32 protein-coding genes are annotated in these 23,564 nt (G+C 68.9%); 2 read left to right on the top strand and 30 right to left on the bottom strand.

All coding sequences use genetic code 11. The features are described 5' to 3' along the window. Positions 1-153: 153 nt before the first annotated feature. The 14 genes from map to BF93_RS19525 all read right to left on the bottom strand — a co-directional run bounded on the left by map (position 154) and on the right by BF93_RS19525 (position 8,322). A complete protein-coding gene (gene map, locus BF93_RS06325; protein WP_038371359.1) occupies positions 154-996 on the bottom strand; it encodes a type I methionyl aminopeptidase in 843 nt (280 codons plus the stop codon). Beyond that, entirely contained in the window at positions 996-1,589 is a 594-nt protein-coding gene (locus BF93_RS06320) for an adenylate kinase (RefSeq protein WP_038371358.1), read from the bottom strand. The genes map and BF93_RS06320 overlap by 1 nt, the downstream gene beginning before the upstream one ends. Continuing rightward, the gene (gene secY / locus BF93_RS06315; RefSeq protein WP_038371357.1) at positions 1,586-2,890 is read right to left on the bottom strand and encodes a preprotein translocase subunit SecY; all 1,305 of its coding nucleotides are present in this window, start codon (positions 2,888-2,890) and stop codon (positions 1,586-1,588) included. The genes BF93_RS06320 and secY overlap by 4 nt, the downstream gene beginning before the upstream one ends. A 168-nt stretch (positions 2,891-3,058) precedes the next feature. After that, positions 3,059-3,520 carry a 50S ribosomal protein L15 gene (gene rplO / locus BF93_RS06310; protein WP_038371356.1) on the bottom strand — a complete coding sequence of 154 codons (462 nt, stop codon included), beginning with the start codon at positions 3,518-3,520 and terminating at the stop codon, positions 3,059-3,061. Positions 3,521-3,525: 5 nt separating this feature from the next. Then, positions 3,526-3,708 carry a 50S ribosomal protein L30 gene (gene rpmD, locus BF93_RS06305; protein ID WP_038371355.1) on the bottom strand — a complete coding sequence of 61 codons (183 nt, stop codon included), beginning with the start codon at positions 3,706-3,708 and terminating at the stop codon, positions 3,526-3,528. Then, positions 3,705-4,394: a 30S ribosomal protein S5 gene (rpsE, locus tag BF93_RS06300; protein ID WP_038371354.1), complete on the bottom strand. Its 690-nt coding sequence runs from the start codon at positions 4,392-4,394 to the stop codon at positions 3,705-3,707. Before rpsE ends, rpmD begins: the two co-directional genes overlap by 4 nt. A gap of 37 nt (positions 4,395-4,431) precedes the next feature. Then, positions 4,432-4,818, bottom strand: a complete 387-nt coding sequence (gene rplR / locus BF93_RS06295; protein ID WP_038371488.1) for a 50S ribosomal protein L18 — start codon at positions 4,816-4,818, stop codon at positions 4,432-4,434. A 2-nt stretch (positions 4,819-4,820) separates the two neighbouring features. Continuing rightward, positions 4,821-5,363, bottom strand: a complete 543-nt coding sequence (gene rplF, locus BF93_RS06290; RefSeq protein WP_038371353.1) for a 50S ribosomal protein L6 — start codon at positions 5,361-5,363, stop codon at positions 4,821-4,823. Positions 5,364-5,382: 19 nt separating this feature from the next. Beyond that, positions 5,383-5,781: a 30S ribosomal protein S8 gene (rpsH, locus tag BF93_RS06285; RefSeq protein ID WP_038371352.1), complete on the bottom strand. Its 399-nt coding sequence runs from the start codon at positions 5,779-5,781 to the stop codon at positions 5,383-5,385. 67 nt (positions 5,782-5,848) lie between these two features. Next, positions 5,849-6,034, bottom strand: coding sequence for a type Z 30S ribosomal protein S14 (locus BF93_RS06280; RefSeq protein ID WP_038371350.1), 186 nt, complete (start codon positions 6,032-6,034; stop codon positions 5,849-5,851). 1 nt (position 6,035) lies between these two features. After that, positions 6,036-6,605, bottom strand: coding sequence for a 50S ribosomal protein L5 (gene rplE / locus BF93_RS06275; protein ID WP_038371348.1), 570 nt, complete (start codon positions 6,603-6,605; stop codon positions 6,036-6,038). After that, on the bottom strand, positions 6,605-6,991 hold the full coding sequence (gene rplX / locus BF93_RS06270; protein ID WP_038371346.1) for a 50S ribosomal protein L24: 387 nt from the start codon (positions 6,989-6,991) through the stop codon (positions 6,605-6,607). Before rplX ends, rplE begins: the two co-directional genes overlap by 1 nt. A gap of 2 nt (positions 6,992-6,993) precedes the next feature. After that, the gene (gene rplN / locus BF93_RS06265; protein ID WP_038371345.1) at positions 6,994-7,362 is read right to left on the bottom strand and encodes a 50S ribosomal protein L14; all 369 of its coding nucleotides are present in this window, start codon (positions 7,360-7,362) and stop codon (positions 6,994-6,996) included. Between the two features lie 513 nt (positions 7,363-7,875). Next, positions 7,876-8,322: a hypothetical protein gene (locus tag BF93_RS19525; RefSeq protein ID WP_156954061.1), complete on the bottom strand. Its 447-nt coding sequence runs from the start codon at positions 8,320-8,322 to the stop codon at positions 7,876-7,878. Positions 8,323-8,506: 184 nt separating this feature from the next. Here BF93_RS19525 and BF93_RS06250 point away from each other — a divergent pair, with 184 nt between their 5' ends. Next, complete coding sequence (locus BF93_RS06250) at positions 8,507-8,920, top strand: hypothetical protein (protein WP_038371341.1); 414 nt, start codon at positions 8,507-8,509, stop codon at positions 8,918-8,920. 139 nt (positions 8,921-9,059) lie between these two features. On the opposite strand, the gene rpsQ is transcribed toward BF93_RS06250, so the two are convergent. The 14 genes from rpsQ to ngcE all read right to left on the bottom strand — a co-directional run bounded on the left by rpsQ (position 9,060) and on the right by ngcE (position 18,501). Then, positions 9,060-9,368, bottom strand: coding sequence for a 30S ribosomal protein S17 (gene rpsQ / locus BF93_RS06245; RefSeq protein ID WP_038371340.1), 309 nt, complete (start codon positions 9,366-9,368; stop codon positions 9,060-9,062). A 25-nt stretch (positions 9,369-9,393) separates the two neighbouring features. Further along, a complete protein-coding gene (gene rpmC / locus BF93_RS06240) occupies positions 9,394-9,627 on the bottom strand; it encodes a 50S ribosomal protein L29 (protein ID WP_038371339.1) in 234 nt (77 codons plus the stop codon). Continuing rightward, positions 9,627-10,046, bottom strand: coding sequence for a 50S ribosomal protein L16 (gene rplP / locus BF93_RS06235; RefSeq protein ID WP_038371338.1), 420 nt, complete (start codon positions 10,044-10,046; stop codon positions 9,627-9,629). Before rplP ends, rpmC begins: the two co-directional genes overlap by 1 nt. Positions 10,047-10,051: 5 nt before the next feature. Beyond that, entirely contained in the window at positions 10,052-10,879 is an 828-nt protein-coding gene (gene rpsC / locus BF93_RS06230) for a 30S ribosomal protein S3 (RefSeq protein WP_038371337.1), read from the bottom strand. Positions 10,880-10,889: 10 nt separating this feature from the next. Further along, the gene (rplV, locus tag BF93_RS06225; protein ID WP_038371335.1) at positions 10,890-11,243 is read right to left on the bottom strand and encodes a 50S ribosomal protein L22; all 354 of its coding nucleotides are present in this window, start codon (positions 11,241-11,243) and stop codon (positions 10,890-10,892) included. Positions 11,244-11,295: 52 nt separating this feature from the next. Beyond that, entirely contained in the window at positions 11,296-11,577 is a 282-nt protein-coding gene (gene rpsS / locus BF93_RS06220) for a 30S ribosomal protein S19 (RefSeq protein ID WP_038371333.1), read from the bottom strand. 15 nt (positions 11,578-11,592) lie between these two features. After that, the gene (gene rplB, locus BF93_RS06215) at positions 11,593-12,429 is read right to left on the bottom strand and encodes a 50S ribosomal protein L2 (RefSeq protein WP_038371332.1); all 837 of its coding nucleotides are present in this window, start codon (positions 12,427-12,429) and stop codon (positions 11,593-11,595) included. 47 nt (positions 12,430-12,476) lie between these two features. Next, entirely contained in the window at positions 12,477-12,779 is a 303-nt protein-coding gene (gene rplW / locus BF93_RS06210; RefSeq protein ID WP_038371330.1) for a 50S ribosomal protein L23, read from the bottom strand. Next, complete coding sequence (rplD, locus tag BF93_RS06205) at positions 12,776-13,747, bottom strand: 50S ribosomal protein L4, sunset domain variant (protein WP_038371328.1); 972 nt, start codon at positions 13,745-13,747, stop codon at positions 12,776-12,778. The genes rplW and rplD overlap by 4 nt, the downstream gene beginning before the upstream one ends. Before the next feature lie 5 nt (positions 13,748-13,752). After that, positions 13,753-14,433: a 50S ribosomal protein L3 gene (rplC, locus tag BF93_RS06200; RefSeq protein ID WP_038371326.1), complete on the bottom strand. Its 681-nt coding sequence runs from the start codon at positions 14,431-14,433 to the stop codon at positions 13,753-13,755. A gap of 11 nt (positions 14,434-14,444) precedes the next feature. After that, positions 14,445-14,753, bottom strand: a complete 309-nt coding sequence (gene rpsJ / locus BF93_RS06195; protein WP_038371325.1) for a 30S ribosomal protein S10 — start codon at positions 14,751-14,753, stop codon at positions 14,445-14,447. Between the two features lie 378 nt (positions 14,754-15,131). Beyond that, on the bottom strand, positions 15,132-16,079 hold the full coding sequence (locus BF93_RS06190; protein ID WP_038371324.1) for a carbohydrate ABC transporter permease: 948 nt from the start codon (positions 16,077-16,079) through the stop codon (positions 15,132-15,134). Next, the gene (locus tag BF93_RS06185) at positions 16,076-17,059 is read right to left on the bottom strand and encodes a carbohydrate ABC transporter permease (RefSeq protein WP_038371323.1); all 984 of its coding nucleotides are present in this window, start codon (positions 17,057-17,059) and stop codon (positions 16,076-16,078) included. The genes BF93_RS06190 and BF93_RS06185 overlap by 4 nt, the downstream gene beginning before the upstream one ends. Then, positions 17,056-18,501, bottom strand: a complete 1,446-nt coding sequence (gene ngcE, locus BF93_RS06180; RefSeq protein ID WP_051486610.1) for an N-acetylglucosamine/diacetylchitobiose ABC transporter substrate-binding protein — start codon at positions 18,499-18,501, stop codon at positions 17,056-17,058. Before ngcE ends, BF93_RS06185 begins: the two co-directional genes overlap by 4 nt. A gap of 252 nt (positions 18,502-18,753) precedes the next feature. On the opposite strand from ngcE, the gene BF93_RS19745 reads away from it, so the two are divergent. Further along, positions 18,754-19,698 carry a general stress protein gene (locus tag BF93_RS19745; RefSeq protein ID WP_198025366.1) on the top strand — a complete coding sequence of 315 codons (945 nt, stop codon included), beginning with the start codon at positions 18,754-18,756 and terminating at the stop codon, positions 19,696-19,698. Between the two features lie 321 nt (positions 19,699-20,019). Here BF93_RS19745 and tuf read toward each other — a convergent pair whose 3' ends face one another. Continuing rightward, positions 20,020-21,207 carry an elongation factor Tu gene (gene tuf, locus BF93_RS06170; RefSeq protein WP_038371322.1) on the bottom strand — a complete coding sequence of 396 codons (1,188 nt, stop codon included), beginning with the start codon at positions 21,205-21,207 and terminating at the stop codon, positions 20,020-20,022. 132 nt (positions 21,208-21,339) lie between these two features. Beyond that, positions 21,340-23,493 carry an elongation factor G gene (gene fusA / locus BF93_RS06165; protein ID WP_038371321.1) on the bottom strand — a complete coding sequence of 718 codons (2,154 nt, stop codon included), beginning with the start codon at positions 23,491-23,493 and terminating at the stop codon, positions 21,340-21,342. Positions 23,494-23,564 lie beyond the last annotated feature (71 nt).

Raw genomic sequence — 23,564 nt, 5'->3', positions numbered from 1 at the left:
CTCCCCCGGGATCTCCGGGGGGTCTGGGGAACGCGCCGGGGTGGCACCCAGCAGCCCGGACGCTTCACACGCGCAGACAGGACGGAGCACACCCGATCGACCATCCTACACGTGACCGGCCGGAAGGCCGAGAGCAGGAGCGGATGACCCCGGTCACTCCTGCAGCGGGTCGGGGGCGATGCGCACGCCGAGCTCGGCGAGCTGCGCGGCCCCGGCATCGGCCGCGGTGAGCACGAGGATCCCCTGCTCGGTCACGGCCACGGAATGCTCCCAGTGCGCGGCCCGGCCGCCGCCGGTGGCCACGACCGTCCAGTCGTCCTCGAGCATCCGCCAGTCGCCGGGGCCCTGGATCAGCATCGGCTCGATCGCCAGGCACATGCCGGCGCGCACGGCCGGTCCGCGGTCGCGGGTGCGGTAGTTCATGACGTCGGGCGGCTGGTGCATGGCGGTGCCGATGCCGTGCCCGCCGAAGTCCTCGAGATGGGAGAGCTCCTCGCCCGCCGCCGCCTCGACATGGTCCTCGATCGCGGCGCCGATCTCGCCCACGCGCCGGGCTCCCGCGAGGGCGGCGATGCCTGCCCCGAGGGCCCCGCGGGTGACTTCGACCAGGCGGACGTCGGCCTCCGAGCGCGGCGCGCCCACGATGTGGGTGCGGGCGGCGTCGGAGTGCCAGCCCTCGACGATGCAGCCGCCGTCGATGGAGACGACGTCGCCCTCCTCGATCACCCGGGATCCCGGGATCCCGTGGACGACCTCCTCGTTGACGCTGATGCACAGCGTCGCGGGGAAGCCCTGGTACCCCAGGAAGTTCGGCGTCGCGCCCTCGTCGCGGATCATCGCCTCGGCCAGCCGGTCGAGATCCGCCGTGGTCATGCCCGGCCGCAGCTCGGCGGCGAGCATGTCGTGCACGCGGGCGAGCAGCGCTCCGCTGCGGCGCATGATCGAGATCTGCTCCGGGGTCTTCAGCTCGACCTTCGGGCGGCCGCGCAGGGCCATCAGGCGCCGAGCTCCGCCAGCAGCGCCGCGGTGACCTCGTCGATCGATGCCATGCCGTCCACGCGCCGCAGCAGCGAGCGCTCCTCGTACACGGCGATCAGCGGGGCGGTCTGCTCGGAGTACACCTCGATGCGACGACGGATCGTCTCCTCGGTGTCGTCGCTGCGCCCCTGCTCGGCGCCGCGGGCGACCAGGCGCTCCACGACGGCCTCGAGATCGACCTCGAGCAGCAGCACGGCGTCCAGGGACTGCCCGGCGTCCGCGAGGATCGCGTCCAGCGCGCCGACCTGGTCCAGGGTGCGCGGGTAGCCGTCCAGCAGGAAGCCGCCCTGGGCGTCGTCCTGTGCGAGCCGGTCGCGGACCATGTCGTTGGTGACGGAGTCGGGGACGTACTCGCCCTTGTCCATGTACGACTTCGCGAGCACGCCGAGCTCGGTCTCCTGGGAGACGTTGGCGCGGAAGATGTCGCCGGTGGAGATCGCGGGGATCGACAGGGCCGCGGCGATGCGCTCCGCCTGGGTGCCCTTGCCGGCGCCGGGAGGGCCGACGATCAGCAGCCGGCGCGCCGGGGCGGAGGAGGTGGGGGTGGTCATCGCAGGATCCCTTCGTAGTGGTGCTGCTGGAGCTTCGCATCGATCTGCTTCACGGTGTCGAGGCCGACGCCGATGATGATCAGCAGGGACGCGCCGCCCAGCGGGAAGTTCTGCGAGGCCCCGAGGAACACGAGGGCGAACAGCGGGATCAGCGAGATCACCGCGAGGTAGATCGCGCCGGGCGTCTGGATGCGGTTGATGACGTACTGCAGGTAGCGCTCCGTGGGGCGGCCCGCGCGCACGCCGGGGACGAATCCCCCGTACTTCTTCATGTTGTCGGCGATCTCCTCCGCGTTGAAGGTGATCGAGACGTAGAAGAACGCGAAGAAGATGATGAGGCCGACGTACACCAGCGCGTAGATCCAGGAGAACGACGCCCCCATCACCAGGTGCGTGTTCACCCACTGCACCCACGGGGCGGCCTGGTCGTCGGCGAAGGAGGTGGCCAGCTGCGGCAGGGCGAGGATCGAGGAAGCGAAGATCACGGGGATCACGCCGGCCTGGTTGATCTTCACCGGGATGTACGTGGAGGTGCCGCCGTACATGCGGCGGCCCACCATGCGCTTGGCGTACTGCACCGGGATGCGGCGCTGCGCCTGCTCGACGAACACCATGCCGACCATGACCACGAGGGCCACCAGCACCACGAGGGAGAAGATCATCCAGCCCTGCAGCTGGAAGATCTGGCCCAGGGCGCTGGGGAACGAGGCCGCGATCGAGGTGAAGATCAGCAGGGACATGCCGTTGCCGATGCCGCGCTCGGTGATGAGCTCGCCCATCCACATGATGATCACGGTGCCGACGGTCATGGTCATCACCATGAGCAGCAGGACCGGGATGGACTGGTCGGGGATCACCTCGAGGGCGCAGCCGACGAAGAAGTTGCCCGAGCGCACGAGCGTGATGATGGTGGTGGCCTGCAGGATCGCCAGGCCGATGGTGAGGTACCGGGTGTACTGCGTGAGCTTGGCGGTGCCCGACTGCCCTTCCTTGTGGAGGGCCTCGAACCGCGGGATCACCACGCGCAGCAGCTGCACGATGATGGAGGCGGTGATGTAGGGCATCACGCCGAGCGAGAAGATCGACAGCTGCAGCAGGGCCCCGCCCGAGAAGACGTTCACCATGCCCAGCACGCTGGTGCCGCCCGAGAGCGTCGGCTCCGCGCAGATCATGACGTTCGTGTAGTCGAAGCCGGGGGTCGGGATGAAGACGCCGAGCCGGTAGACGGCGAGAAGGCCGAGGGTGAAGAAGATCTTCGCCCGGAGCTCCGGGGTGCGGAACGCTCTGATGAACGCGTTCACTGGCTAAGTCCCTCCTGGGGTCCGATGGCGGACGAAAGGTCAGTGTGACCGGTCCAGCTGTGGGGCACCGGTGTCGCGCGCGTGCGGCGGCGCTGACCGGCCCCGACCATGACGAAGGGGCACCGCGGCACAGGCTATTCTGCGCCGCGGTGCCCCGTCAAAAGACACTCACGCGGTGGTGACGGACCCGCCCGCCGCGGTGATCTTCGCCTCGGCCGAGGCCGAGAACTTCTGCGCCGTGACGTCGAGCTTGACGCTCACGTCGCCGGTGCCCAGCACCTTGACGGGCTGGTTCTTGCGCACGGCGCCCTTGGCGACGAGCTCCTCGACTGTGACGGTGCCGCCCTCGGGGAACAGCTCCTGCAGGGTCGCCAGGTTCACGACCTGGTACTCGACGCGGAACGGGTTGGTGAAGCCGCGCAGCTTGGGCAGGCGCATGTGCAGCGGCATCTGGCCGCCCTCGAAGCCGGCCTTCACCTGGTAGCGCGCCTTGGTGCCCTTGGTACCACGGCCCGCGGTCTTGCCCTTGGATGCCTCACCACGGCCGACGCGGGTGCGCGCGGTCTTGGAACCGGGCGCGGGGCGCAGCTCGTGGAGCTTCAGGGGGCTCTGGGAATTGTTCTCAGTCATGGGATTCAGTCCACCTCTTCGACCGTCACCAGGTGGGTGACGGCGCGGATCATGCCGCGGATCTCGGGACGGTCCTCCTTCACCACCACGTCGCCGATGCGCTTGAGGCCGAGGCCGCGCAGGGTCGCACGCTGGGGCTCAGTCCCACCGATGGTGGAACGGACCTGGGTCACCTTCAGCTGCATCACGCACCCACCTTCTCGGCACGAGCGGCGGCACGACCGGCGGCCTGCGCACGCAGCAGGGCGGCGGGGACGACGTCCTCGACCGGGAGGCCACGACGGGCGGCCACGGCCTCCGGCTCCTCCAGCTGCTTGAGCGCCGCGATGGTCGCACGCACGATGTTGATGGAGTTGGTCGAGCCGAGCGACTTGGAGAGCACGTCGTGCACTCCGGCGCACTCGAGCACGGCGCGGACCGGACCGCCGGCGATCACACCGGTACCCGGAGCGGCCGGACGCAGCAGGACGACGCCCGCCGCATCCTCACCCTGGACGGGGTGCACGACGGTGCCCTGGATGCGCGGGACGCGGAAGAAGTTCTTCTTCGCCTCCTCGACACCCTTGGAGATCGCAGCCGGGACCTCCTTGGCCTTGCCGTAGCCGACACCGACGGTGCCGTCGCCGTCGCCCACGACCACGAGGGCCGTGAAGCTGAAGCGGCGGCCGCCCTTGACGACCTTCGACACGCGGTTGATGTTCACCACGCGCTCGAGGAAGGCGGACTTCTCCGCTTCCTGGTTGCGGCCGCCGCGGCCCTCGCCACGACGCCCGCCGCGCTCGCGACCGCCGCCGCTGCGCTCCTCGGTGCTGCTGCTGTTCTCGCCCCGTCGGCCGGTGGCCGCGGGACCGTTGCTTCGCTGCTGTGCAGCCATGTTCAGATCCTCTTCTCGTCCTGGTTCCGGAGGGCGGTCACAGTGCCAGGCCGGCTTCGCGGGCGCCGTCGGCGACGGCGGCCACGCGGCCGTGGTACTTGTTGCCGCCGCGGTCGAAGACGACGGCCTCGATGCCGGCGGCCTTGGCGCGCTCGGCGACCAGGGTGCCGACAGTGCGGGCCTTGTCCGACTTCGTGGCGGACGCGGCGCGCAGGTCCGCCTCCATGGTGGAGGCCGAGGCCAGCGTGACGCCCTGGGAGTCATCGACGACCTGGACGAACACGTGGCGCTGCGAGCGGGTGACGACCAGGCGCGGACGCGCCGGGGTGCCGACCACACGACGACGCACGCGCAGGTGACGACGGCCGCGAGCACGCAGCTTGCTGCCGACGCGACCCTTGGTGTGCTTGAGTGCGTAACCCATGATCACTTACCAGCCTTTCCGGCCTTGCGCAGGACCGTCTCGTCCGCGTAGCGCACGCCCTTGCCCTTGTAGGGCTCCGGCTTGCGCAGCTTGCGGATGTTGGCCGCGACCTCGCCCACCAGCTGCTTGTCGATGCCGCTCACCGAGAACTTGGTGGGGGTCTCGACCGCGAAGGTGATGCCCTGGGGCGCCTTCACCACGACGGGGTGGGAGAAGCCGAGGGCGAACTCGAGGTCCGTACCCTTCGCCGTCACGCGGTACCCGGTGCCGACGATCTCCAGCTTCTTCGTGTAGCCCTCGGTGACCCCGAGGACGATGTTGTTGATGAGCGTGCGCGTTAGGCCGTGCAGGGCCTTGTTGCGGCGCTCCTCGTCGGGACGGGAGACGACGATGGAGCCGTCCTCCGCACGCTCGACGGTGAGGGGCTCGGGGACCTGGTGGGTCAGCTCGCCCTTGGGGCCGCTGACCGTGACCGTGCGGTCCTCGATCTTGACGTTCTGGACAGAGGCCGGCACTGCGACCGGCAGGCGTCCGATGCGGGACATTTCGCCTCTCCTCTTCCGCTCACCAGATGTAGGCGAGGACTTCCCCACCCACACCCTTCTTGGCTGCCTGCTTGTCGGTCAGGAGACCGCTGGACGTGGACAGGATCGCCACGCCCAGGCCGCCGAGGACCTTGGGCAGATTGGTGGACTTGGCGTACACGCGAAGGCCGGGCTTCGAGATGCGGCGGATGCCGGAGATGGCGCGCTCGCGGCTCTGGCCGTACTTCAGCTCGAGGACGAGGGTCTTGCCGACCTCGGCCTCCTCCTCGTGCCAGCCGAGGATGTAGCCCTCGGCCTTGAGGATGTCCGCGATTCGGCTCTTCAACTTCGAATACGGCATGGACGCGGTCTCGTGGTACGCCCCGGAGGCGTTCCGGATCCGCGTGAGCATGTCCGCGATCGGGTCGGTCATGGTCATGTCTGTAGCTTCTTCCTCACCTGGTTTCCTTCACCGACGTGCGGCTCGGGACCTATGGTGATAGTCCTTACCAGCTGCTCTTCGTGACGCCGGGGAGCTCACCGCGGTGAGCCATCTCCCTCAGGCACACGCGGCACAGCCCGAACTTGCGATACACCGAGTGCGGACGGCCGCACCGCTGGCACCGGGTGTAGGCGCGCACCGCGAACTTGGGCTTGCGCTCCTGCTTCTTGATCAGGGCGGTCTTTGCCATGTCAGTTCTCCTTGAAGGGGAAGCCGAGCAGCTTGAGCAGCGCGCGTCCCTCGTCGTCGGTCTTCGCCGTGGTCACGACCGTGATGTCCATACCGCGGACCCGGTCGATCTTGTCCTGGTCGATCTCGTGGAACATGACCTGCTCCGTGAGACCGAAGGTGTAGTTGCCGTTGCCGTCGAAGTGCTTGGGCGACAGTCCGCGGAAGTCGCGGATGCGCGGAAGCGCGGTCGAGAGCAGACGGTCCAGGAACTCCCACATGCGGTCGCCGCGCAGCGTGACGTGCGCGCCGATCGGCATGCCCTCACGCAGCTTGAACTGGGCGATGGACTTGCGGGCCTTGGTGACCTGCGGCTTCTGGCCGGTGATCTGGGCGAGATCGCGGATCGCGCCGTCGATGACCTTGGAGTCGCGCGCGGCGTCGCCGACGCCCATGTTCACGACGATCTTCGTCAGGCCCGGGACGAGCATGACGTTCTCGTAGCCGAACTGCTCGGTGAGCTGGCCCTTGATCGTCTCGCGGTAGGTGGTCTTCAGACGCGGGGTGGGCGCCTGGGTGGCGGTCTCGGTCATCAGATGTCCTTCCCGGAACGCTTGGCGAAGCGGACGCGCACCTGCTTGGTGCGGCCGTTCTCGAGCTCCACGGTCTCCACGCGGTAGCCGACCTTGGTGGGCTTGTTGTCCTCCGGGTCGACCAGCGCCACGTTCGAGACGTGGATCGGGGCCTCGCGCTGCTCGATGCCACCGGCGCCGCCGGCCTGCGTCGGCTTCAGGTGGTGGGTGCGGCGGTTGACGCCCTCGACCAGCACGCGCTGGCTCTCGGGGAAGACCTGCAGGACCTTGCCCTGCTTGCCCTTGTCGCCCGCCTTCAGGCCGCGCTTGGCGGCCTTGTCCTCGTCGCTGGTGCGACCGGTGATGACCTGGACCAGGTCACCCTTCTTGATCTTGATCTTCGACATGATCAGATCACCTCCGGGGCGAGCGAGACGATCTTCATGAACCGCTTGTCACGCAGCTCGCGGCCCACGGGGCCGAAGATGCGCGTGCCGCGAGGCTCGCCGTCGTTCTTGAGGATCACCGCTGCGTTCTCGTCGAAGCGGATGTAGGAACCGTCGGCACGACGGCGCTCCTTGCTGACGCGGACGACGACGGCCTTGACCACATCGCCCTTCTTGACGTTGCCACCGGGGATCGCGTCCTTGACGGTGGCCACGATGGTGTCGCCGATGCTGGCGTAACGGCGACCGGAGCCACCGAGAACGCGGATGCAGAGGATCTCCTTGGCACCCGTGTTGTCGGCGACCTTGAGTCGCGACTCCTGCTGAATCACTCCGTACTCCTGTCGTCTCGCCGGTTCTCTCACCGGCGTTAATGGGCGGTGCGAGCCTGGCGGAACGGATGGTGGACCGTTGCCCGGCACCCGCCCCGGCGGGGCGGTGGTCGGTGCGGTCGGCCTCGGGCATCAAAAAACCCTCCGGCGGACTCAGGCACACGCCGCAGCATCGGCCGGATGGCCGGTGCAGCACGGGCGGTGCGAGGTCTCCGTCGGGGGATGGACGCTGCCGTCCGCGAGAGCCGTGGCACGATATGCCCGCCGCGGACCGGGGTCCGCGGCCGATGGGCACGACGCGTCACGACATCGCAACCGTTCCAGCATACGGGAGGCGGGCGGCAGGCGATAGGGCGGGTGCCGGGAGGGACATGTGTCCTTGCTCATGAACGACCGAATCCTGCCGATCCCGGTTCCCTCGGCCCCTCCCGATGGGGTAGGGCCTCGCGGAGGCCCGAGGGTCCGGCCCCGAGCGCTGCGGAGGGCACCGGCCCGAGGGGTGGCCCCTCGGGTCTAGGCGCCGGGGGCGACGTACCAGTACGACGTCGCGCCGTCGCAGGCCTCGGGCATGTCCAGGCCCGCGGACGCCTTCCCGGAGCCGGAGCCGCCGAGCCGGACGGCGTCGCCCACGGCGTAGGTCTCCGGCCGGGGATCGGTGACCTCGAAGATGAGATGGGATCGGGAGCCTCCGTGATCCAGCACCATGCAGCCGTCCTGCTCCGCGATCGTCCCCTCGACGAGCGCGGAATCGCCCATCCCCGTGGCCGGCATCGTGATCCAGGTCAGGCCCGACTCCCCCGCCGGGTCCCCCGAGCCGGCGCATCCCACGGCGCCCGCAGCGAGCGCCACCGACGCGACCGCCGCGGCCGCGGACTCCGCCGGACGCCGCGGCCCTCGCGCTCCGAGCCGCCCCGCCGTGCGGATCGCCGCTCCGCGGATCTCCGGCTCTCGCCTCGCCATCGGCCCAGAATAGCCATCGGCCCAGAATTCTGGCAGCCGCTGCCGGAGCGGCCTCCCCGCCGCGTCCCGGGGCACCCTCTCCTCCCGGCGGGCGCGTGCCCGCTCCCCCGGCGTCCCCTCCGTCGGCGCGCCGCCTGGGATTCCCGCCGCCCCACGGCGCTCTCGCGCCTCCTACACTCGACGGATGATCGACATCGACGTCGCACGACGACTCCGAGATGCCGGGCTCACGTGGGAGCCCTCCGACGGCGACCTGTTCGCCGTCGACACCGAGCTGCTGCGGGACGACGCCTTCATGCTGTCCTCCATGGTGATCGAACGGGGCCTGGGCCGGCACGGCGAACGGATCTTCAAGTTCAACGGCACCACCGAGTGGGCGCTGGACTCCATCGAGCAGCACGAGGCGATCTGGATCCCCCGCGAGGAGCAGCTGCGCGAGGCGCTCGGCCCCGCGTTCCGGAGCCTCGAGCTGCGCGAGGACGGCCATCACACCGTGCGCTTCCGGGCGGGCCCCGACGGTGCGCAGCAGGAGGTCAGCGCCCCCAGCGCGGAGGACGCCTACGCCGGCGCCCTGCTGGTCGCCCTCACCGCCGCCTGATCGATCCGGCCGTCCGGGTCCGTCGCCCCGGCGGGCACGCAGGGAGGGCCCGCGGCCGCCGGGGACGACGAGACGGGCCGGACCCCCGAAGGGATCCGGCCCGTCTCATGCATCGGGTGCGGTCACGAGGACCGTCCGATCACTTGGCCTTCTCGACGACCTCGACCAGGCGCCACCGCTTGGAGGCGGACAGCGGTCGGGTCTCCATGATGAGGACGCGGTCGCCGATGCCGGCGACGTTCTCCTCGTCATGGGCCTTGAACTTCTGCGTCTTCTTCATGACCTTGCCGTACAGAGCGTGCTTCACGCGCTCCTCGACCTCGACGACGATGGTCTTGTCCATCTTGTCGGAGACGACGAACCCGTTCAGGGTCTTGCGGTACGGACGCTCGTGCGAGGAGGCGTGCGTGCCCTCCTTGGCGAGGCCCTCGGTGGAGTTCTCGTTCATGGTTTCTCAGTTCCTCGCTTCGCGGTCACTCGGCGGAGCCGGGAGCCTGACGGATCCCCAGCTCGCGCTCGCGCAGGATCGTGTAGATCCGCGCGATGTCCTTCTTGACGGACCGCAGTCGTCCGGTGCTCTCGAGCTGCCCGGTGGCGGACTGGAAACGAAGCTTGAACAGCTCGTCCTTGGCCTTCGCCAGCTCGTCGGCCAGCTTGGCGTCGTCGAGCTTGTCGAGCGCTTCAGCGGTGAGCTTGGTCGCTGCCATCAGATGTCACCACCCTCTCGGCTCAGAATGCGGCACTTCATGGGGAGCTTGTGGATCGCGAGGCGGAGAGCCTCCCGAGCCACATCCTCCGGGACGCCCGCGACCTCGAACATGACGCGGCCGGGCTTGATGTTGGCGATCCACCACTCGACCGAACCCTTACCGGAGCCCATGCGGACCTCGGCAGGCTTCTTGGTGAGCGGACGATCGGGGTAGATGTTGATGAACACCTTGCCGCCACGCTTCATGTAGCGCGTCATGGCGATACGAGCGGCCTCGATCTGACGGTTGGTGACGTAGGCCGGCGCGAGCGCCTGGATGCCGTAGTCGCCGAACGCCAGCTCGGTGCCACCCTTGGCCATGCCGCTGCGGGTGGGGTGGTGCTGCTTGCGATGCTTGGTCCTGCGCGGGATCAGCATGTCGCTCAGGCCTCCGTTCCGGACTCAGCGGGCGCGGACGCCTGCTCGGCAGGGGCGGAGGTCTGCGGGGCAGACTCGGCGCCCTGACGCGCGGCGGCGTTGCGCTCGTTGCGACGACCACGGGGACGCTCGGCACGCGGGCCGCGTCCGCCGGAGCGGGGGGCCTGCGTCGCGGCCTGGGCCGCGAGCTCCTTGGCGGTGACGTCGCCCTTGTAGATCCACACCTTCACGCCGATGCGGCCGAAGGGGGTGCGGGCCTCGTAGAAGCCGTAGTCGATGTTCGCGCGGAGCGTGTGCAGCGGCACACGGCCCTCGCGGTAGAACTCGCTGCGGCTCATCTCGGCGCCGCCGAGGCGGCCGGAGACCGCCACGCGGATGCCCTTGGCACCGGCGCGCTGCGCGGACTGGATGCCCTTGCGCATGGCGCGACGGAAGGACACACGAGCAGCGAGCTGCTCGGCGATGCCCTGCGCCACCAGCTGGGAATCGGCCTCGGGGTTCTTGACCTCGAGGATGTTCAGCTGGATCTGCTTGCCGGTGAGCTTCTCGAGCTCGCCGCGCAGACGCTCGGCCTCCGCACCACGACGCCCGATGACGATGCCCGGGCGGGCGGTGTGCAGGTCGACGCGGACGCGGTCACGGGTTCGCTCGATCTCGACCTTGGAGATGCCGGCGCGCTCGAGCCCCTCGGACATGAGCTTGCGAATCGCGACGTCTTCCTTCACGTAGTCGCGGTAGCGCTGCCCCTCCTTGGTGGAGTCGGCGAACCATCGGCTGGTGTGCTCCGTGGTGATCCCGAGGCGGAACCCATTGGGATTGACCTTCTGGCCCATTCGGGACTCCTTACTTGTTCGCGGGAGCGACCACCACGGTGACGTGGCTGGTGCGCTTCTTGATCTGGAAGGCACGACCCTGAGCACGCGGCTGGAACCGCTTCATGGTCGGACCCTCATCGACGTACGCGGCGGAGACGACGAGCTCGCGCTCGTCGAACCGCTCCCCCGCCTGATCGGCCTTCACACGGGCGTTGGCGATCGCGGACTGGACGAGCTTGAGGACGGGCTCGCTGGCGGCCTGCGGTGCGAACCGCAGGGTGTCCAGGGCCTCGGCCGTGCTCTTGCCACGAATCAGGTCGACAACGCGCCGGGCCTTCATGGGCGTCATGCGGAGATACCGCACCTGCGCCTTGGCTTCCATTGCTTCCTGCTTTCTCTTCGAGTTCGAGAAGTGCAGTCGCTGCTGACCGGGGTCAGCGACGACGGCCCTTCTTGTCGTCCTTCTCGTGGCCCTTGAAAGTCCGCGTCGGGGCGAACTCGCCGAGCTTGTGGCCGACCATCGACTCGGTGACGAACACCGTGACGTGCTTGCGACCGTCATGCACTGCGAAGGTGTGGCCGAGGAAGTCCGGGGTGATGACCGAACGGCGCGACCAGGTCTTGATGACGTTCTTGGTGCCCTTCTCGTTCTGCACGTCCACCTTCTTCTGAAGGTGGTCGTCGACGAACGGGCCCTTGGAAATGCTGCGTGGCATGTTTCTGACTCCCTATCAGCGCTTCTTGCCCGTGCGACGACGGCGCACGATGAGCTTGTCGCTTTCCTTGCCCGGACGGCGCGTGCGGCCCTCCGGCTGGCCCCAGGGCGACACGGGGTGACGACCACCGGAGGTGCGACCCTCGCCACCACCGTGCGGGTGGTCGACCGGGTTCATCACGACACCGCGGACGTGCGGGCGCTTGCCCTTCCAGCGCATGCGGCCGGCCTTGCCCCAGTTGATGTTCGACTGCTCGGCGTTGCCGACCTCGCCGATGGTGGCGCGGCAGCGGGCGTCCACGTTGCGGATCTCGCCGGAGGGCATGCGCAGCTGCGCGAAGCGGCCCTCCTTGGCGACCAGCTGCACGGAGGCGCCGGCGGAACGGGCGATCTTCGCGCCGCCGCCGGGGCGGAGCTCGATCGCGTGGATGACCGTACCCAGCGGGATGTTCCGCAGGGGCAGGTTGTTGCCGGGCTTGATGTCGGCCTCGGGGCCGTTCTCGATCCAGTCGCCCTGACGCAGCTTCGCCGGCGCGAGGATGTAGCGCTTCTCGCCGTCCGCGTAGTGCAGCAGCGCGATGCGCGCGGTGCGGTTCGGGTCGTACTCGATGTGCGCGACCTTGGCGTTCACGCCGTCCTTGTCGTGACGACGGAAGTCGATCACGCGGTACGCGCGCTTGTGGCCACCGCCGCGATGACGGGAGGTCACACGGCCGTTGTTGTTGCGGCCGCCCGACTTCGACAGGGGGCGCACCAGCGACTTCTCCGGCGTGGAACGGGTGATCTCGACGAAGTCGGCGACGCTCGAGCCGCGACGGCCCGGCGTAGTCGGCTTGTGCTTACGAATTCCCATGGTGGGTTTCCCTCAGACTCTCTACGGCTCTTCGGTGATCAGTCGCCTCAGGCGACCGATCCTCCGAAGATGTCGATGGTTCCGTCGGTCAGGGTCACGATGGCGCGCTTGGTGTCCTTGCGCTTGCCCATCCCGAAGCGCGTGCGGCGCGTCTTGCCCTGGCGGTTGATCGTGTTCACCGAGGCCACCTTGACGTCGAAGATCTTCTCGACGGCGATCTTGATCTCGGTCTTGTTGGCGCGCGGGTCCACCAGGAAGGTGTACTTGCCCTCGTCCATCAGCCCGTAGCTCTTCTCAGAGACGACCGGGGCGAGCAGGATGTCGCGCGGGTCCTTGTTCAGCGAGGTCACTTCGAATCCTCCTCAGCGGATGCCCGGACGGCGGGCACGAAACCGGCGGCCTCAGCGGCCTCCGGGGTCGCGAACCAGACCTCGGCCTTGGTGCGGCCGTACCACGGGGAATCCTGGGTGTGGTACTTCTTCGAGTCCTTGTTGCCCTTGATGGTGAAGCCCTCGGGGGCGGAGCCATCGGCCAGCGGGGACGCGGAGCCCTCACCGAAGGGACCCTCGACCGCAGCGGCCGGAGCGGCCTCGGCGGCGGGAGCCGCCTGCGCGGCGGGGGCGGCCTCGGCGGCCGGGGCGGCGGCCGGAGCAGCCTTCGCGGTGCCGAAGGTGGGCAGGGACAGGGTGGCCTGGGCCACGAAGTCCTCGAGCGCGCCGGAGGTGAACACGACGTCGTCGGAGAGCATGACGTCGTAGGTGTTCAGCTGATCGGCGTACAGGACGTGCGCGGTGGGCAGGTTGCGCGAGCTGAGCGCACCGAGCTCGTCGTCACGACGCACGACCACCAGCAGGTGCTTGCGGTCGGAGACGGCGGCCAGGGTCTTCAGCGCGGCCTTGGTGGACGGGGCGTCACCCTCGAGGAGGGCGGACACGACGTGCACGCGGCCGTTGCGGGCCCGATCCGAGAGGGCACCGCGCAGCGCGGCGGCCTTCATCTTCTTCGGGGTGCGCTGGGAGTAGTCGCGCGGCACCGGGCCGTGCACGACGCCACCGCCGGCGAACTGCGGAGCGCGGGTCGAGCCCTGGCGGGCGCGACCGGTGCCCTTCTGCTTGTAGGGCTTGCGACCGCCGCCGGAGACCTCGCCACGGTTCTTCGCCTTGTGCGTGCCCTGGCGGGCAGCGGCCTGCTGGGCGACGACGACCTGGTGGATCAGCGGGATGTTGGTCTGCACGTCGAAGATCGACGCGGGCAGCTCGGCCGTGCCGGACTTCTCACCGGCCGGCGAGAGCACGTCAATGGTCAGATTCTCTGCCATCGGTCTCAGGCCTCCTTCACGGGGCTCTTGGCAGCCGAGCGGACCAGCACGAGACCGCCCTTGGGGCCGGGGACGGCACCCTTGACGAGCACGAGGCCCTTCTCGACGTCGACCGCGTGGACGGTCAGGTTCTGGACACTGGTGCGGACGTTGCCCATGCGGCCGGCCATGCGCAGGCCCTTGAACACGCGTCCGGGGGTGGAGGCGCCGCCGATCGAACCGGCCTTGCGGTGGTTGCGGTGCGCACCGTGGGAGGCGCCGACGCCCGAGAAGCCGTGACGCTTCATGACACCGGCGGTGCCCTTGCCCTTGGTGGTGCCGACGACGTCGACCTTCTGGCCGGCGGCGAAGACCGACGCATCGATCTCCTGGCCGACGGTGTACTCGGCGGCGTCGAGGGTGCGCAGCTCGGCGAGGTGACGGCGCGGGGTCACGCCGGCCTTCTCGAAGTGGCCCTTCAGCGGCTTGGTCACCTTGCGGGGGTCGATCTGCCCGAAGGCGATCTGGATGGCGTCGTAGCCGTCGGTCTCGACGGAGCGGACCTGGGTCACGACGTTCGAGCCCGTCTGGACGACGGTCACGGGGACGAGCTTGCCGTTCTCGTCCCACACCTGGGTCATCCCGAGCTTCGTGCCCAGGACGCCGGCGACGGCGCGGGCGCGCTGGCCTGTCAGTTCGTTGCTCATCTCGACCTACCTCAGAGCTTGATCTCGATGTTGACGTCCGCCGGCAGATCGAGGCGCATCAGCGAGTCCACGGCCTTGGGCGTGGGATCGACGATGTCGATCAGTCGCTTGTGCGTGCGCATCTCGAAGTGCTCACGGGAGTCCTTGTACTTGTGCGGCGACCGGATGACCACGAAGACGTTCTTCTCGGTCGGCAGCGGCACCGGGCCCACAACCGTCGCGCCGGCGCTGCTGACCGTGTCGACGATCTTGCGCGCCGAACTGTCGATCACCTCGTGGTCGTACGACTTGAGCCGAATGCGGATCTTCTGTCCCGCCATGGCGTCCTGTCTCTCTCTCGTCTGGACATTCGCGCAGCTCCCTCCCGGTACCCGAGGACGGGCGTGTCGGCCTCGCCGGGGCGATGAAGCCCATGGCGGAGCCGCCGAGGATCGGCTGCGGCTGTGCTGATCTCCCTCATGACGACGCGCATTCGACGCGGGGGCGCCGTTCGCGTCCTGGGGCTGGGCCTCATCCGGTGATCATTCGCCGCGCCGCGAGGCGTGGAGAACGGAACCGGGCATGTCGGCCCGCACAGACAACTCGTCCAGTCTGCCAGAGACCTGGGCGCATTCCAAGGTCGAGGGCTCGTGCACCGGCTCACACCGACGCGGATCACACCCCGGCCCCCGTGGTGACGCGGGGGCCGGGGCGGGGGCTCACTTGCTCGTGCTCGGCCCGACGCCGCCCTGCAGCTGACGCTGGAAGATCACGTAGACGATGAGCACGGGGATGATCGTGATGGTCACCGAGGCGAACATCCCCGACCAGTCCGTCTGGTAGCCCTGCTGGGCCTGCATGTTGGCCAGTCCCTGCGCGAGGACGTACTTGTCCTTGTCGGTGTTCAGCACGACCGGGATCAGGTACTGGTTCCACAAGCCCAGGAAGTTGAAGATCGCGACCGAGACCATGCCGGGCTTCGCCATCGGCAGCATGATCTGGAAGAAGGTGCGGAAGTCCCCCGCGCCGTCGATGGCCGCGGCCTCCCCGATCTCGTCCGGGAGCTGGCGGAAGAACGCGAACAGGAAGAACACCGTGAACGGCAGCGCGAACGCCACGTAGCTGAGGATCAGCCCCGTGTACGTCCCCAGCAGGGACATCGACTGCAGGATGAAGAACAGCGGCACGATCGCGAGGAACAGCGGGAAGGTCAGCCCCGCCACCAGGGCGAAGTAGATGATGCTGCGCCCCGGGAACGAGAACCGCGCCAGCACGTAGGCGCACATCGCGCCCAGCAGCATGACCAGCACCAGCGCGCCGCCCACGACGATCACCGTGTTCAGGAAGTACCCGCCGATGCCGGCCGTCGTCCACGCCCGCGCGAAGTTCTCGACATGCCAGGTGGTCGGCAGGGCGAAGGGATCGGCGAGGATGCCCAGGGAGTCCTTGAAGGAGCTGATCACGGTCCACAGCAGGGGCAGGACGACGATCAGCGCCCAGATCACCAGGACCCCGTGGCTGACGCCGGCGAAGATGCGGTCCGAGGCCGGCACGGTCGCGCCCCGGGACGGGCTCGGCCCCTCCGGCACGGCGCGGGGATCCTGCTCGCCGCGGAGGTCCGATGCGGCACGGGGACCCGTGGCCCCGTCACGGGAGACGGCGCTCATGCGTCCTCCTTCTTCCGGGTGACGACCTGGACGAGGATCGCCATCATCAGGGTGATCACCGCGAGCACGACGCCCATGGCGGAGGCCCGCCCGAAATCGGACTTCTGGAACGCGGTCTCGTACAGGTAGCGGGCCACGACCTCGGTGCTCTTGGACGTGCCGCCGCCGGGGGTCATGACGTTGATGAACACGAACATGTCCAGCGCCATGATCCCCATGTAGGTCATCGCGGTGGAGACGTTGTCCTTGATGATCGGCAGCACCACCTGCACCGCCAGGCGCAGGCGGCCCGCGCCGTCCAGTCGCGCGGCCTCGATCACCTCGGAGGGGACCGCCTTGATCGCCGCGACGAACAGCACCATGTAGAAGCCGACCATGTTCCAGACGACGGCGAGCACCACGGCCGCCATGGCGAAGCGGGGGTCGCCCAGCCAGGCGATCTGCGACTCGATGCCCACCAGGCCCAGCAGGCCGTTGAGCAGGCCGCCGCCCGGTGCGTAGATGAAGGCGAACAGGATGCCGATGACCACCGAGGGGATCACGTACGGGAAGAAGCTGATCACCCGGTAGATGTTCGCGCCGCGGATCCCGCGGATCTCCCCGCGCGAGCTGCCGCCGATGGTCACGAGGGTCGCCAGAGCGAACCCGAGGGAGATGACCACGACCGGCAGCACGATCATCAGGACGAGGTTGTTGCGCAGCGCCAGATGGAACGTGCGGTCCTCGAGCAGGGCCCGATAGTTCCCCAGGCCGATGAACTCCTGGTGCGAGGAGACTCCGCGCCAGTCCGTGAAGGAGTAGTAGATGGCCTGCGCGAAGGGGCTCACCACGAACACCACGTAGACGAGCAGGGGGAGCCCCAGGAACAGGGCGAAGAAGAGGACCCTGCCGGGTGTCAGCCGACGGCCCGCCCCGCGGGGGCGCCGGGGCGCCCCCGCGCGGGCATCGGCCGGTGCGCCGCTGGTGGGGACGGCCGTCACGGGACGTCGAACTTCGTGACGGTGTCGTCCTCGCGGACGGCGTCGATCAGCGCCTGCTGCTTCTCGCGGAGCTGATCGGCCGTGGTCCTCCCGTCCAGGAACTCGGTCCACAGGGTCACGTTGTCCGCGCCGAGCCCGTACCACTCCGAGAAGTTGTAGTTGAACGTGTCGGCACCCGCGGCCTCGATCATCGCCAGCGTCGAGGTGAGCGCCGTGGAGGCGTCCGCCGGATCCGGGGCGGCGCCCTGGACCACGGTCGGCGAGCCGGTGAGCGCGGTGAACTGGGTGGCCTGCTCCTGGGAGAGCATGACGCGCAGGAACTCGAGCCCGCCCGCGGCGTTCTTCCCCTGGGACGGCACCATGAAGGGCTCCCCCGCCGTGCCGTGGATCGCGGCCAGGGGCAGCGCGGCCCCCTCGCCCAGGAGCGGGACGGGCGCGCCGGTGAGCGCATAGTCCTCCGGCGTGACGTCCCGCTGCTCGTTCTCGATCCACGATCCGGAGGGGTACATGACCGACTTGCCGGTGACCCAGTCCGTCTGCGCCTGCGTGTGCTTGACGCCGGCCCCGCCGGGCACGAAGAACCCGGCCTTCACCGCCTCCTCGAGAGCGGCGTAGGCCTGCACCACGGCATCCTGCGCGAAGGCGTCCGGCTCGAGGCGGTCGATGTTCTTGGCCACCTCCACGCCGCCCTGCTTGACGGCCATCGACAGCGCGAGCTCCTGGTAGTACGTCGAGGCGTTCTGCCCGCCGTAGGAGAACAGGTGGCTGCCGGCCGCCTTCACGGTCTCGCCGAGCGCCATCAGCTCGTCCCAGGTGGTGGGGACGCTCCACCCGTTGTCGTCGAACTGCTTCTGGGAGTACCAGAGGGCGTAGACGGTGTACACGTAGTTCATGGCCAGGAAGGACCCCGAGTACGTCCCCGGATCCGTGGCGCCGGGCAGCAGGCTCTCCCCCACGGTGCCGCCGTCGATGCTGGGCGCCTCGAGCAGCGCGTCGAGCTCGGCCAGCTGCCCCTCGCTGATGAGGGCCTCGGTGTCCATGCTCTGCGCGCCGGAGTTGTCGAAGACATCCGGCGGGGTGCCCCCGACGAAGCGCGGCTGCAGCTCCGGCCCGATGTTGACGGTGGAGTTGACCTCGACCGTCACCCCGGGATGGAGCTCCTCCATGGCCTTGCCGGCCGCGATCGCGTACTCGTCGCCGTACCCGCCGTCGAAGATGACCACGTCGACCGTGGATCCCTCGGCCACGCCGAAGGGATTGCCGTCGCTCTTCTCCCCGCCGCCGTCGGCAGGCGCGTCAGGGGCGCCGCCGCCTCCGCCGCCCGCGCAGGCGGAGAGCGCGGCGACCCCGGCCGTCGCGCTCGCGGCGGTCATGAACCGGCGTCGCGACAGCGCCAGACGGTCTGCCGGGGTGAGGAGGGCGTCATCGTGTGCGTGTTCCATGGCTCCTGCTTTCGTCGTTGAACCGGATCCTCCGGGACGGGGCGGGACCGCAAGCACCTCGTGAGCACCCCGTGACCGCGCCGTCGGCCCAGCGTACCCCCGCCTGGTGACTGTATGTGCTCGCATCGGCCACCTTTCGGTCACAATACGACATTCCGCCGGCCTCCGGTGCGAGGACCGGGCCCTGCCCATGCACGCACTGCCCAGGAGACTGCCGGAAGACATGCGGCCTGCTGATCTACCCTGAGGCCCATGAGCAATCCCCAGACCTCCCCGCTGACCGCGCGGCTGTACGACCTCGAGTACCCCCGCTCGCTCGGCGTCTACAGCACCTACGCCGAGGTGCAGACCGTGGTGGACACCCTCGCCGATGCCGAGTTCCCCGTCCAGCACACCATGATCGTGGGCACGGACCTCAAGCTCATCGAGCGCGTGACGGGCCGGAAGACCTGGGGCCGCACGATCCGCAACGGGGTGCTGTCGGGTCTGTGGATGGGACTGTTCATGGGCCTCCTGTTCGTCCTGCTCACCGGACAGCCGCTCGTCATGCTGCTGACCACGGTGATCATGGGCATCATCTTCTTCACCGTGTGGTCGGCGGTGGGCTATGCGGCCAGCGGCGGGAAGCGGGACTTCACCTCGATGACCGCCACCATCCCGATGCAGTACGAGCTGATGGTCGAGCACACCCACGCCGGCACCGCCCGGGAGATCCTCGCCGCCCACGGCACCGCCGTCCCCGCGGCGCCGCCGCGCCGGCCCCAGACGTCCTCCCCCGGCAGCCCGCCGGTCCCGCCCTCCGCGTCCGTGCCTCCCCCGGCTCCGGGCAGCGGTCCCGGGACGGGAACGGGTCCGGGGGCGTCGCCCCATCGCCCCACCTACGGCCGTCCGGCCGCGCCGCCGGCGGCGACGCCCGCAGCCGCTCCGTCCTCGCCGCGGCCCAGCTACGGCCGCCCCGCCCAGAGCGCGCCGTCCGCCCCTGTCGCTCCGGCGCCCGCCCCGGGAGCGCCCTCCTCGGCGGCCCCCGGACCCTCGGCGCCGATGCCGCCCGCCTCCCCGACGGCGACGCCCGCGCCCCCGGCGCCCTCCGGCGGCCGCAGCTACGGCTACTCCGCCCCTGGACCGTCCGCCTCCGAGGACTCGGAACAGCCCGCGCGCCCGGCTGCCGAGCAGAGCGAGGACCAGCACCGCTCCTGAGACGCCCTCGCGCGGGGCCGCGCAGGCCGCGGTCACGCAGGACCCGAAGACGCCGTTCCGGATCTCCCGGGACGGCGTCTTCTGCGTCTGCGCAGAGGCGACCGGTCGCCCGATCGCCCGTCCCCCGATCCCGTCCCGGCCGCCTGGTCCCGGTCGCCTCTGCGTGCGTCCGGACCGGTCCTCGCCCCGCGGCAACGGCCCCGGTGGAGCACGCACGGCACCGGGCATGGCAGAAGCCCCGGACCGTTCCCGGTCCGGGGCTTCTGTGCTCAGCATCCGCAGGGCGGACGCATCACGGCTGCGGGGTCGCCCCCGCGGTGATCACTTGGTGATCTTGGTGACGCGGCCGGAGCCCACGGTGCGGCCACCCTCACGGATGGCGAAGCCGAGGCCCTCCTCCATGGCGATCGGCTGGATCAGCTCGACCGTCATCTCGGTGGAGTCGCCGGGCATGACCATGTCGGTGCCCTCGGGGAGGGTGATCACGCCGGTGACGTCCGTGGTGCGGAAGTAGAACTGCGGGCGGTAGTTCGAGTAGAACGGGTTGTGACGGCCGCCCTCGTCCTTGGACAGGATGTAGACCTGCGCCTCGAAGTCGGTGTGCGGGGTGATCGAACCCGGCTTCACGACGACCTGGCCGCGCTCGACGTCCTCACGCTTGGTGCCGCGCAGAAGCAGACCGCAGTTCTCGCCGGCCCACGCCTCGTCCATCTGCTTGTGGAACATCTCGATACCGGTGACCGTGGTCTTCTGCGGCTCGCGGATGCCGACGATCTCGACCTCGGAGTTGATGGCGAGCTTGCCGCGCTCCACCTTGCCGGTGACGACGGTGCCACGACCGGTGATCGTGAAGACGTCCTCGACGGGCATGAGGAAGGGCTTGTCCATGTCACGGACCGGGTCCGGGACGGACTCGTCGACGGCGGCCATCAGGTCCTGGACGGACTTGACCCACTGCTCGTCGCCCTCGAGGGCCTTCAGAGCGGAGACGCGGACGACGGGGGCGTCCTCGTCGAACTCCTGCGAGCCCAGCAGCTCACGGACCTCCATCTCGACGAGCTCGAGGATCTCCTCGTCGTCGACCATGTCGGACTTGTTCAGCGCGACCAGCAGGTAGGGGACGCCCACCTGGCGGGCGAGCAGAACGTGCTCGCGGGTCTGGGCCATCGGGCCGTCGGTGGCGGCGACCACGAGGATCGCGCCGTCCATCTGCGCCGCGCCGGTGATCATGTTCTTGATGTAGTCGGCGTGACCCGGAGCGTCGACGTGAGCGTAGTGACGCTTCTCCGTCTGGTACTCGATGTGCGAGATGTTGATCGTGATGCCGCGCTGCTTCTCCTCGGGCGCGTTATCGATCTGATCGAAGTCCCGCTTCTCGTTGAGGTCCGGGTACTGGTCGTACAGGACCTTGGAGATCGCAGCGGTCAGCGTGGTCTTGCCGTGGTCGACGTGACCGATGGTGCCGATGTTGACGTGCGGCTTGTTCCGCTCGAACTTGGCCTTCGCCATGGTGGTGTCCTCCTAGGACTTCTAATCTGGGTACTTCGTGTGGATCGGGATCGGAGACCGCCCGCCGCAGCGAGGGCTCCGCGCGATGCCGGGGAAGCGGGCCGGATGAATCCTACCGGCTTCCCCGGCTTCTCACTCGCCCCGGGTCTTCGCGATGATCTCGTCCGAAATGGTCTTCGGGACCTCCGCGTAGCTGTCGAACTGCATCGTGTACATCGCGCGACCCTGGGTCTTGGACCGCAGGTCGCCGACGTACCCGAACATCTCCGACAGCGGGACGAGAGCACGGACGATCTTGACCCCGCTCGCGTCCTCCATCGACTGGACCTGCCCGCGACGCGAGTTCAGGTCGCCGATGACATCTCCCATGTACTCCTCCGGAGTACGGACCTCGACGCTCATGACGGGCTCGAGCAGCACCGGCGACGCCTTGCGCAGCGCCTCCTTGGTGGCCATCGAGCCGGCGATCTTGAACGCCATCTCCGACGAGTCCACGTCGTGGTAGGCGCCGTCGATGAGGTCGGCCTTCACGTTCACGACCGGGTAGCCGGCCAGCACGCCCGAGGCGAGGGCATCCTTGACGCCGGCGTCGACGCTCGGGATGTACTCGCGCGGGATGCGGCCGCCCGTGACGGAGTTGGCGAACTCGTAGAACACGCCCTCCTCCGCGTCCTCGAGAGGACCGAAGGTGATCTGGACCTTGGCGAACTGGCCGGAGCCGCCGGTCTGCTTCTTGTGCGTGTAGTCGAACTTCTCGACGGTCCGCTTGATGGTCTCGCGGTACGCGACCTGCGGCTTGCCGATGTTCGCCTCGACCTTGAACTCGCGGCGCATGCGATCGACCAGGATGTCCAGGTGCAGCTCGCCCATGCCCTTGATGACCGTCTGCCCGGTCTCCTCGTCGAGCTCGACCTGGAAGGTCGGGTCCTCCTTGGCGAGCTTCTGGATCGCGACCGAGAGCTTCTCCTGGTCGCCCTTGGTCTTGGGCTCGATGGCCACCGAGATCACGGGCTCCGGGAAGCTCATGGACTCCAGCTGGATCGGGTTCTGCAGATCGCAGAGCGTGTCACCGGTGTTGGTGTCCTTGAGGCCGATGAAGGCGTAGATGTGGCCCGCGAAGGCCTCCTCCACCGGGTTCTCCTGGTTGGCGTGCATCTGGAACAGCTTCCCGATGCGCTCCTTCTTGCCCGAGGTGGCGTTCAGCACCGCGTCGCCGGAGGCGACGTGGCCGGAGTAGACGCGCACGTAGGTCAGCGCACCGAAGAACGGGTGCGAGGCGACCTTGAAGGCCAGCGCGGAGAAGGGCTCCTCCGTGGAGGGCTTGCGGGTCAGCTCCTTCTCCTCGTCCTTGACGTCGTGGCCGATCATCGGCGGCACGTCCAGGGGCGAGGGGAGGTAGTCGATGACCGCGTCGAGCATGGGCTGGACGCCCTTGTTCTTGAACGCGGAGCCCGCGAAGACCGGGTAGGCCTCGGAGTTGATCGTCAGGTGGCGGATGCCGGCCTTGAGCTGCTCCTCGGTGAGGTCGCCCTCCTCGAGGTAGGCCTCCATGAGCTCCTCGGTGGACTCGGCGACGTCCTCGACCAGCTTGGCGCGGTACTCGTCGACGGTGTCCTGGAGATCGGCGGGGACGGGGATCTCGACCTGGTACTGGCCGAGCGTCGCGTCGCCCTTCTTCTTGCCGAAGGGGGCGGCGGACTCGTCGTCCGGGAAGACCTCGGGCCACTCGAAGGCGGCCTGCTTGACGAGGTCGACGACGCCGCGGAACTCGTTCTCCGCGCCGATCGGGACCTGCATGACCAGCGGCTTGGCGCCGAGGCGCTCGATGATGGTGCGCACGGTGAAGAAGAAGTCCGCACCGAGCTTGTCCATCTTGTTCACGAAGCAGATGCGCGGCACGACGTACTTGTCGGCCTGGCGCCACACGGTCTCCGACTGGGGCTCCACGCCCTCCTTGCCGTCGAACACGGCGACCGCTCCGTCGAGCACGCGCAGCGAGCGCTCCACCTCGACCGTGAAGTCCACGTGGCCGGGCGTGTCGATGATGTTGATCTGGCTGTCGTTCCAGTAGCAGGTCGTCGCGGCGGACGTGATGGTGATGCCGCGCTCCTTCTCCTGCTCCATCCAGTCCATCGTGCCGGCGCCGTCGTGGGTCTCGCCGATCTTGTAGTTCACGCCGGTGTAGTACAGGATGCGCTCGGTGGTGGTGGTCTTGCCGGCATCGATGTGGGCCATGATGCCGATGTTGCGGACCTTCTTGAGGTCCTTGAGCACTGCGAGTGCCACGGGCTTGTGCCTTTCTGGAGGGCTGCTGGTCAGCTGTGCCGGATGAGGTGAGGTGGGGCCCGCCCGGAGGC

This window comes from Brachybacterium phenoliresistens (genome assembly GCF_000576425.1).
Taxonomy (GTDB): Bacteria; Actinomycetota; Actinomycetes; order Actinomycetales; family Dermabacteraceae; genus Brachybacterium; species Brachybacterium phenoliresistens.
Note: the sequence above shows the minus strand (reverse complement) of the source record. Positions and strands in the feature narration are given on the sequence as shown.

Coding starts and splice junctions, on each gene's coding strand:
- BF93_RS19525 (WP_156954061.1), bottom strand. CDS start 8,322: ATGGCGAGGCGAGAGCCGGAGATCCGCGGAGCGGCGATCCGCACGGCG.
- rplD (WP_038371328.1), bottom strand. CDS start 13,747: ATGGCAGAGAATCTGACCATTGACGTGCTCTCGCCGGCCGGTGAGAAG.
- rplF (WP_038371353.1), bottom strand. CDS start 5,363: ATGTCCCGCATCGGACGCCTGCCGGTCGCAGTGCCGGCCTCTGTCCAG.
- rpsJ (WP_038371325.1), bottom strand. CDS start 14,753: ATGGCGGGACAGAAGATCCGCATTCGGCTCAAGTCGTACGACCACGAG.
- rpsE (WP_038371354.1), bottom strand. CDS start 4,394: ATGGCTGCACAGCAGCGAAGCAACGGTCCCGCGGCCACCGGCCGACGG.
- BF93_RS06280 (WP_038371350.1), bottom strand. CDS start 6,034: ATGGCAAAGACCGCCCTGATCAAGAAGCAGGAGCGCAAGCCCAAGTTC.
- rplE (WP_038371348.1), bottom strand. CDS start 6,605: ATGACCGAGACCGCCACCCAGGCGCCCACCCCGCGTCTGAAGACCACC.
- rplR (WP_038371488.1), bottom strand. CDS start 4,818: ATGGGTTACGCACTCAAGCACACCAAGGGTCGCGTCGGCAGCAAGCTG.
- BF93_RS06190 (WP_038371324.1), bottom strand. CDS start 16,079: ATGAGCGCCGTCTCCCGTGACGGGGCCACGGGTCCCCGTGCCGCATCG.
- rpsC (WP_038371337.1), bottom strand. CDS start 10,879: ATGGGCCAGAAGGTCAATCCCAATGGGTTCCGCCTCGGGATCACCACG.
- rplB (WP_038371332.1), bottom strand. CDS start 12,429: ATGGGAATTCGTAAGCACAAGCCGACTACGCCGGGCCGTCGCGGCTCG.
- BF93_RS19745 (WP_198025366.1), top strand. CDS start 18,754: ATGAGCAATCCCCAGACCTCCCCGCTGACCGCGCGGCTGTACGACCTC.
- rplO (WP_038371356.1), bottom strand. CDS start 3,520: ATGACTGAGAACAATTCCCAGAGCCCCCTGAAGCTCCACGAGCTGCGC.
- BF93_RS06320 (WP_038371358.1), bottom strand. CDS start 1,589: ATGACCACCCCCACCTCCTCCGCCCCGGCGCGCCGGCTGCTGATCGTC.
- map (WP_038371359.1), bottom strand. CDS start 996: ATGGCCCTGCGCGGCCGCCCGAAGGTCGAGCTGAAGACCCCGGAGCAG.
- tuf (WP_038371322.1), bottom strand. CDS start 21,207: ATGGCGAAGGCCAAGTTCGAGCGGAACAAGCCGCACGTCAACATCGGC.
- rplC (WP_038371326.1), bottom strand. CDS start 14,433: ATGAGCAACGAACTGACAGGCCAGCGCGCCCGCGCCGTCGCCGGCGTC.
- rpmC (WP_038371339.1), bottom strand. CDS start 9,627: ATGGCAGCGACCAAGCTCACCGCTGAAGCGCTCGACAAGCTCGACGAC.
- rpsS (WP_038371333.1), bottom strand. CDS start 11,577: ATGCCACGCAGCATTTCCAAGGGCCCGTTCGTCGACGACCACCTTCAG.
- rplV (WP_038371335.1), bottom strand. CDS start 11,243: ATGGAAGCCAAGGCGCAGGTGCGGTATCTCCGCATGACGCCCATGAAG.
- rplP (WP_038371338.1), bottom strand. CDS start 10,046: ATGCTGATCCCGCGCAGGACCAAGCATCGCAAGCAGCACCACCCCACC.
- rpsH (WP_038371352.1), bottom strand. CDS start 5,781: ATGACCATGACCGACCCGATCGCGGACATGCTCACGCGGATCCGGAAC.
- rplX (WP_038371346.1), bottom strand. CDS start 6,991: ATGTCGAAGATCAAGATCAAGAAGGGTGACCTGGTCCAGGTCATCACC.
- ngcE (WP_051486610.1), bottom strand. CDS start 18,501: ATGGAACACGCACACGATGACGCCCTCCTCACCCCGGCAGACCGTCTG.
- BF93_RS06250 (WP_038371341.1), top strand. CDS start 8,507: ATGATCGACATCGACGTCGCACGACGACTCCGAGATGCCGGGCTCACG.
- rpsQ (WP_038371340.1), bottom strand. CDS start 9,368: ATGAACGAGAACTCCACCGAGGGCCTCGCCAAGGAGGGCACGCACGCC.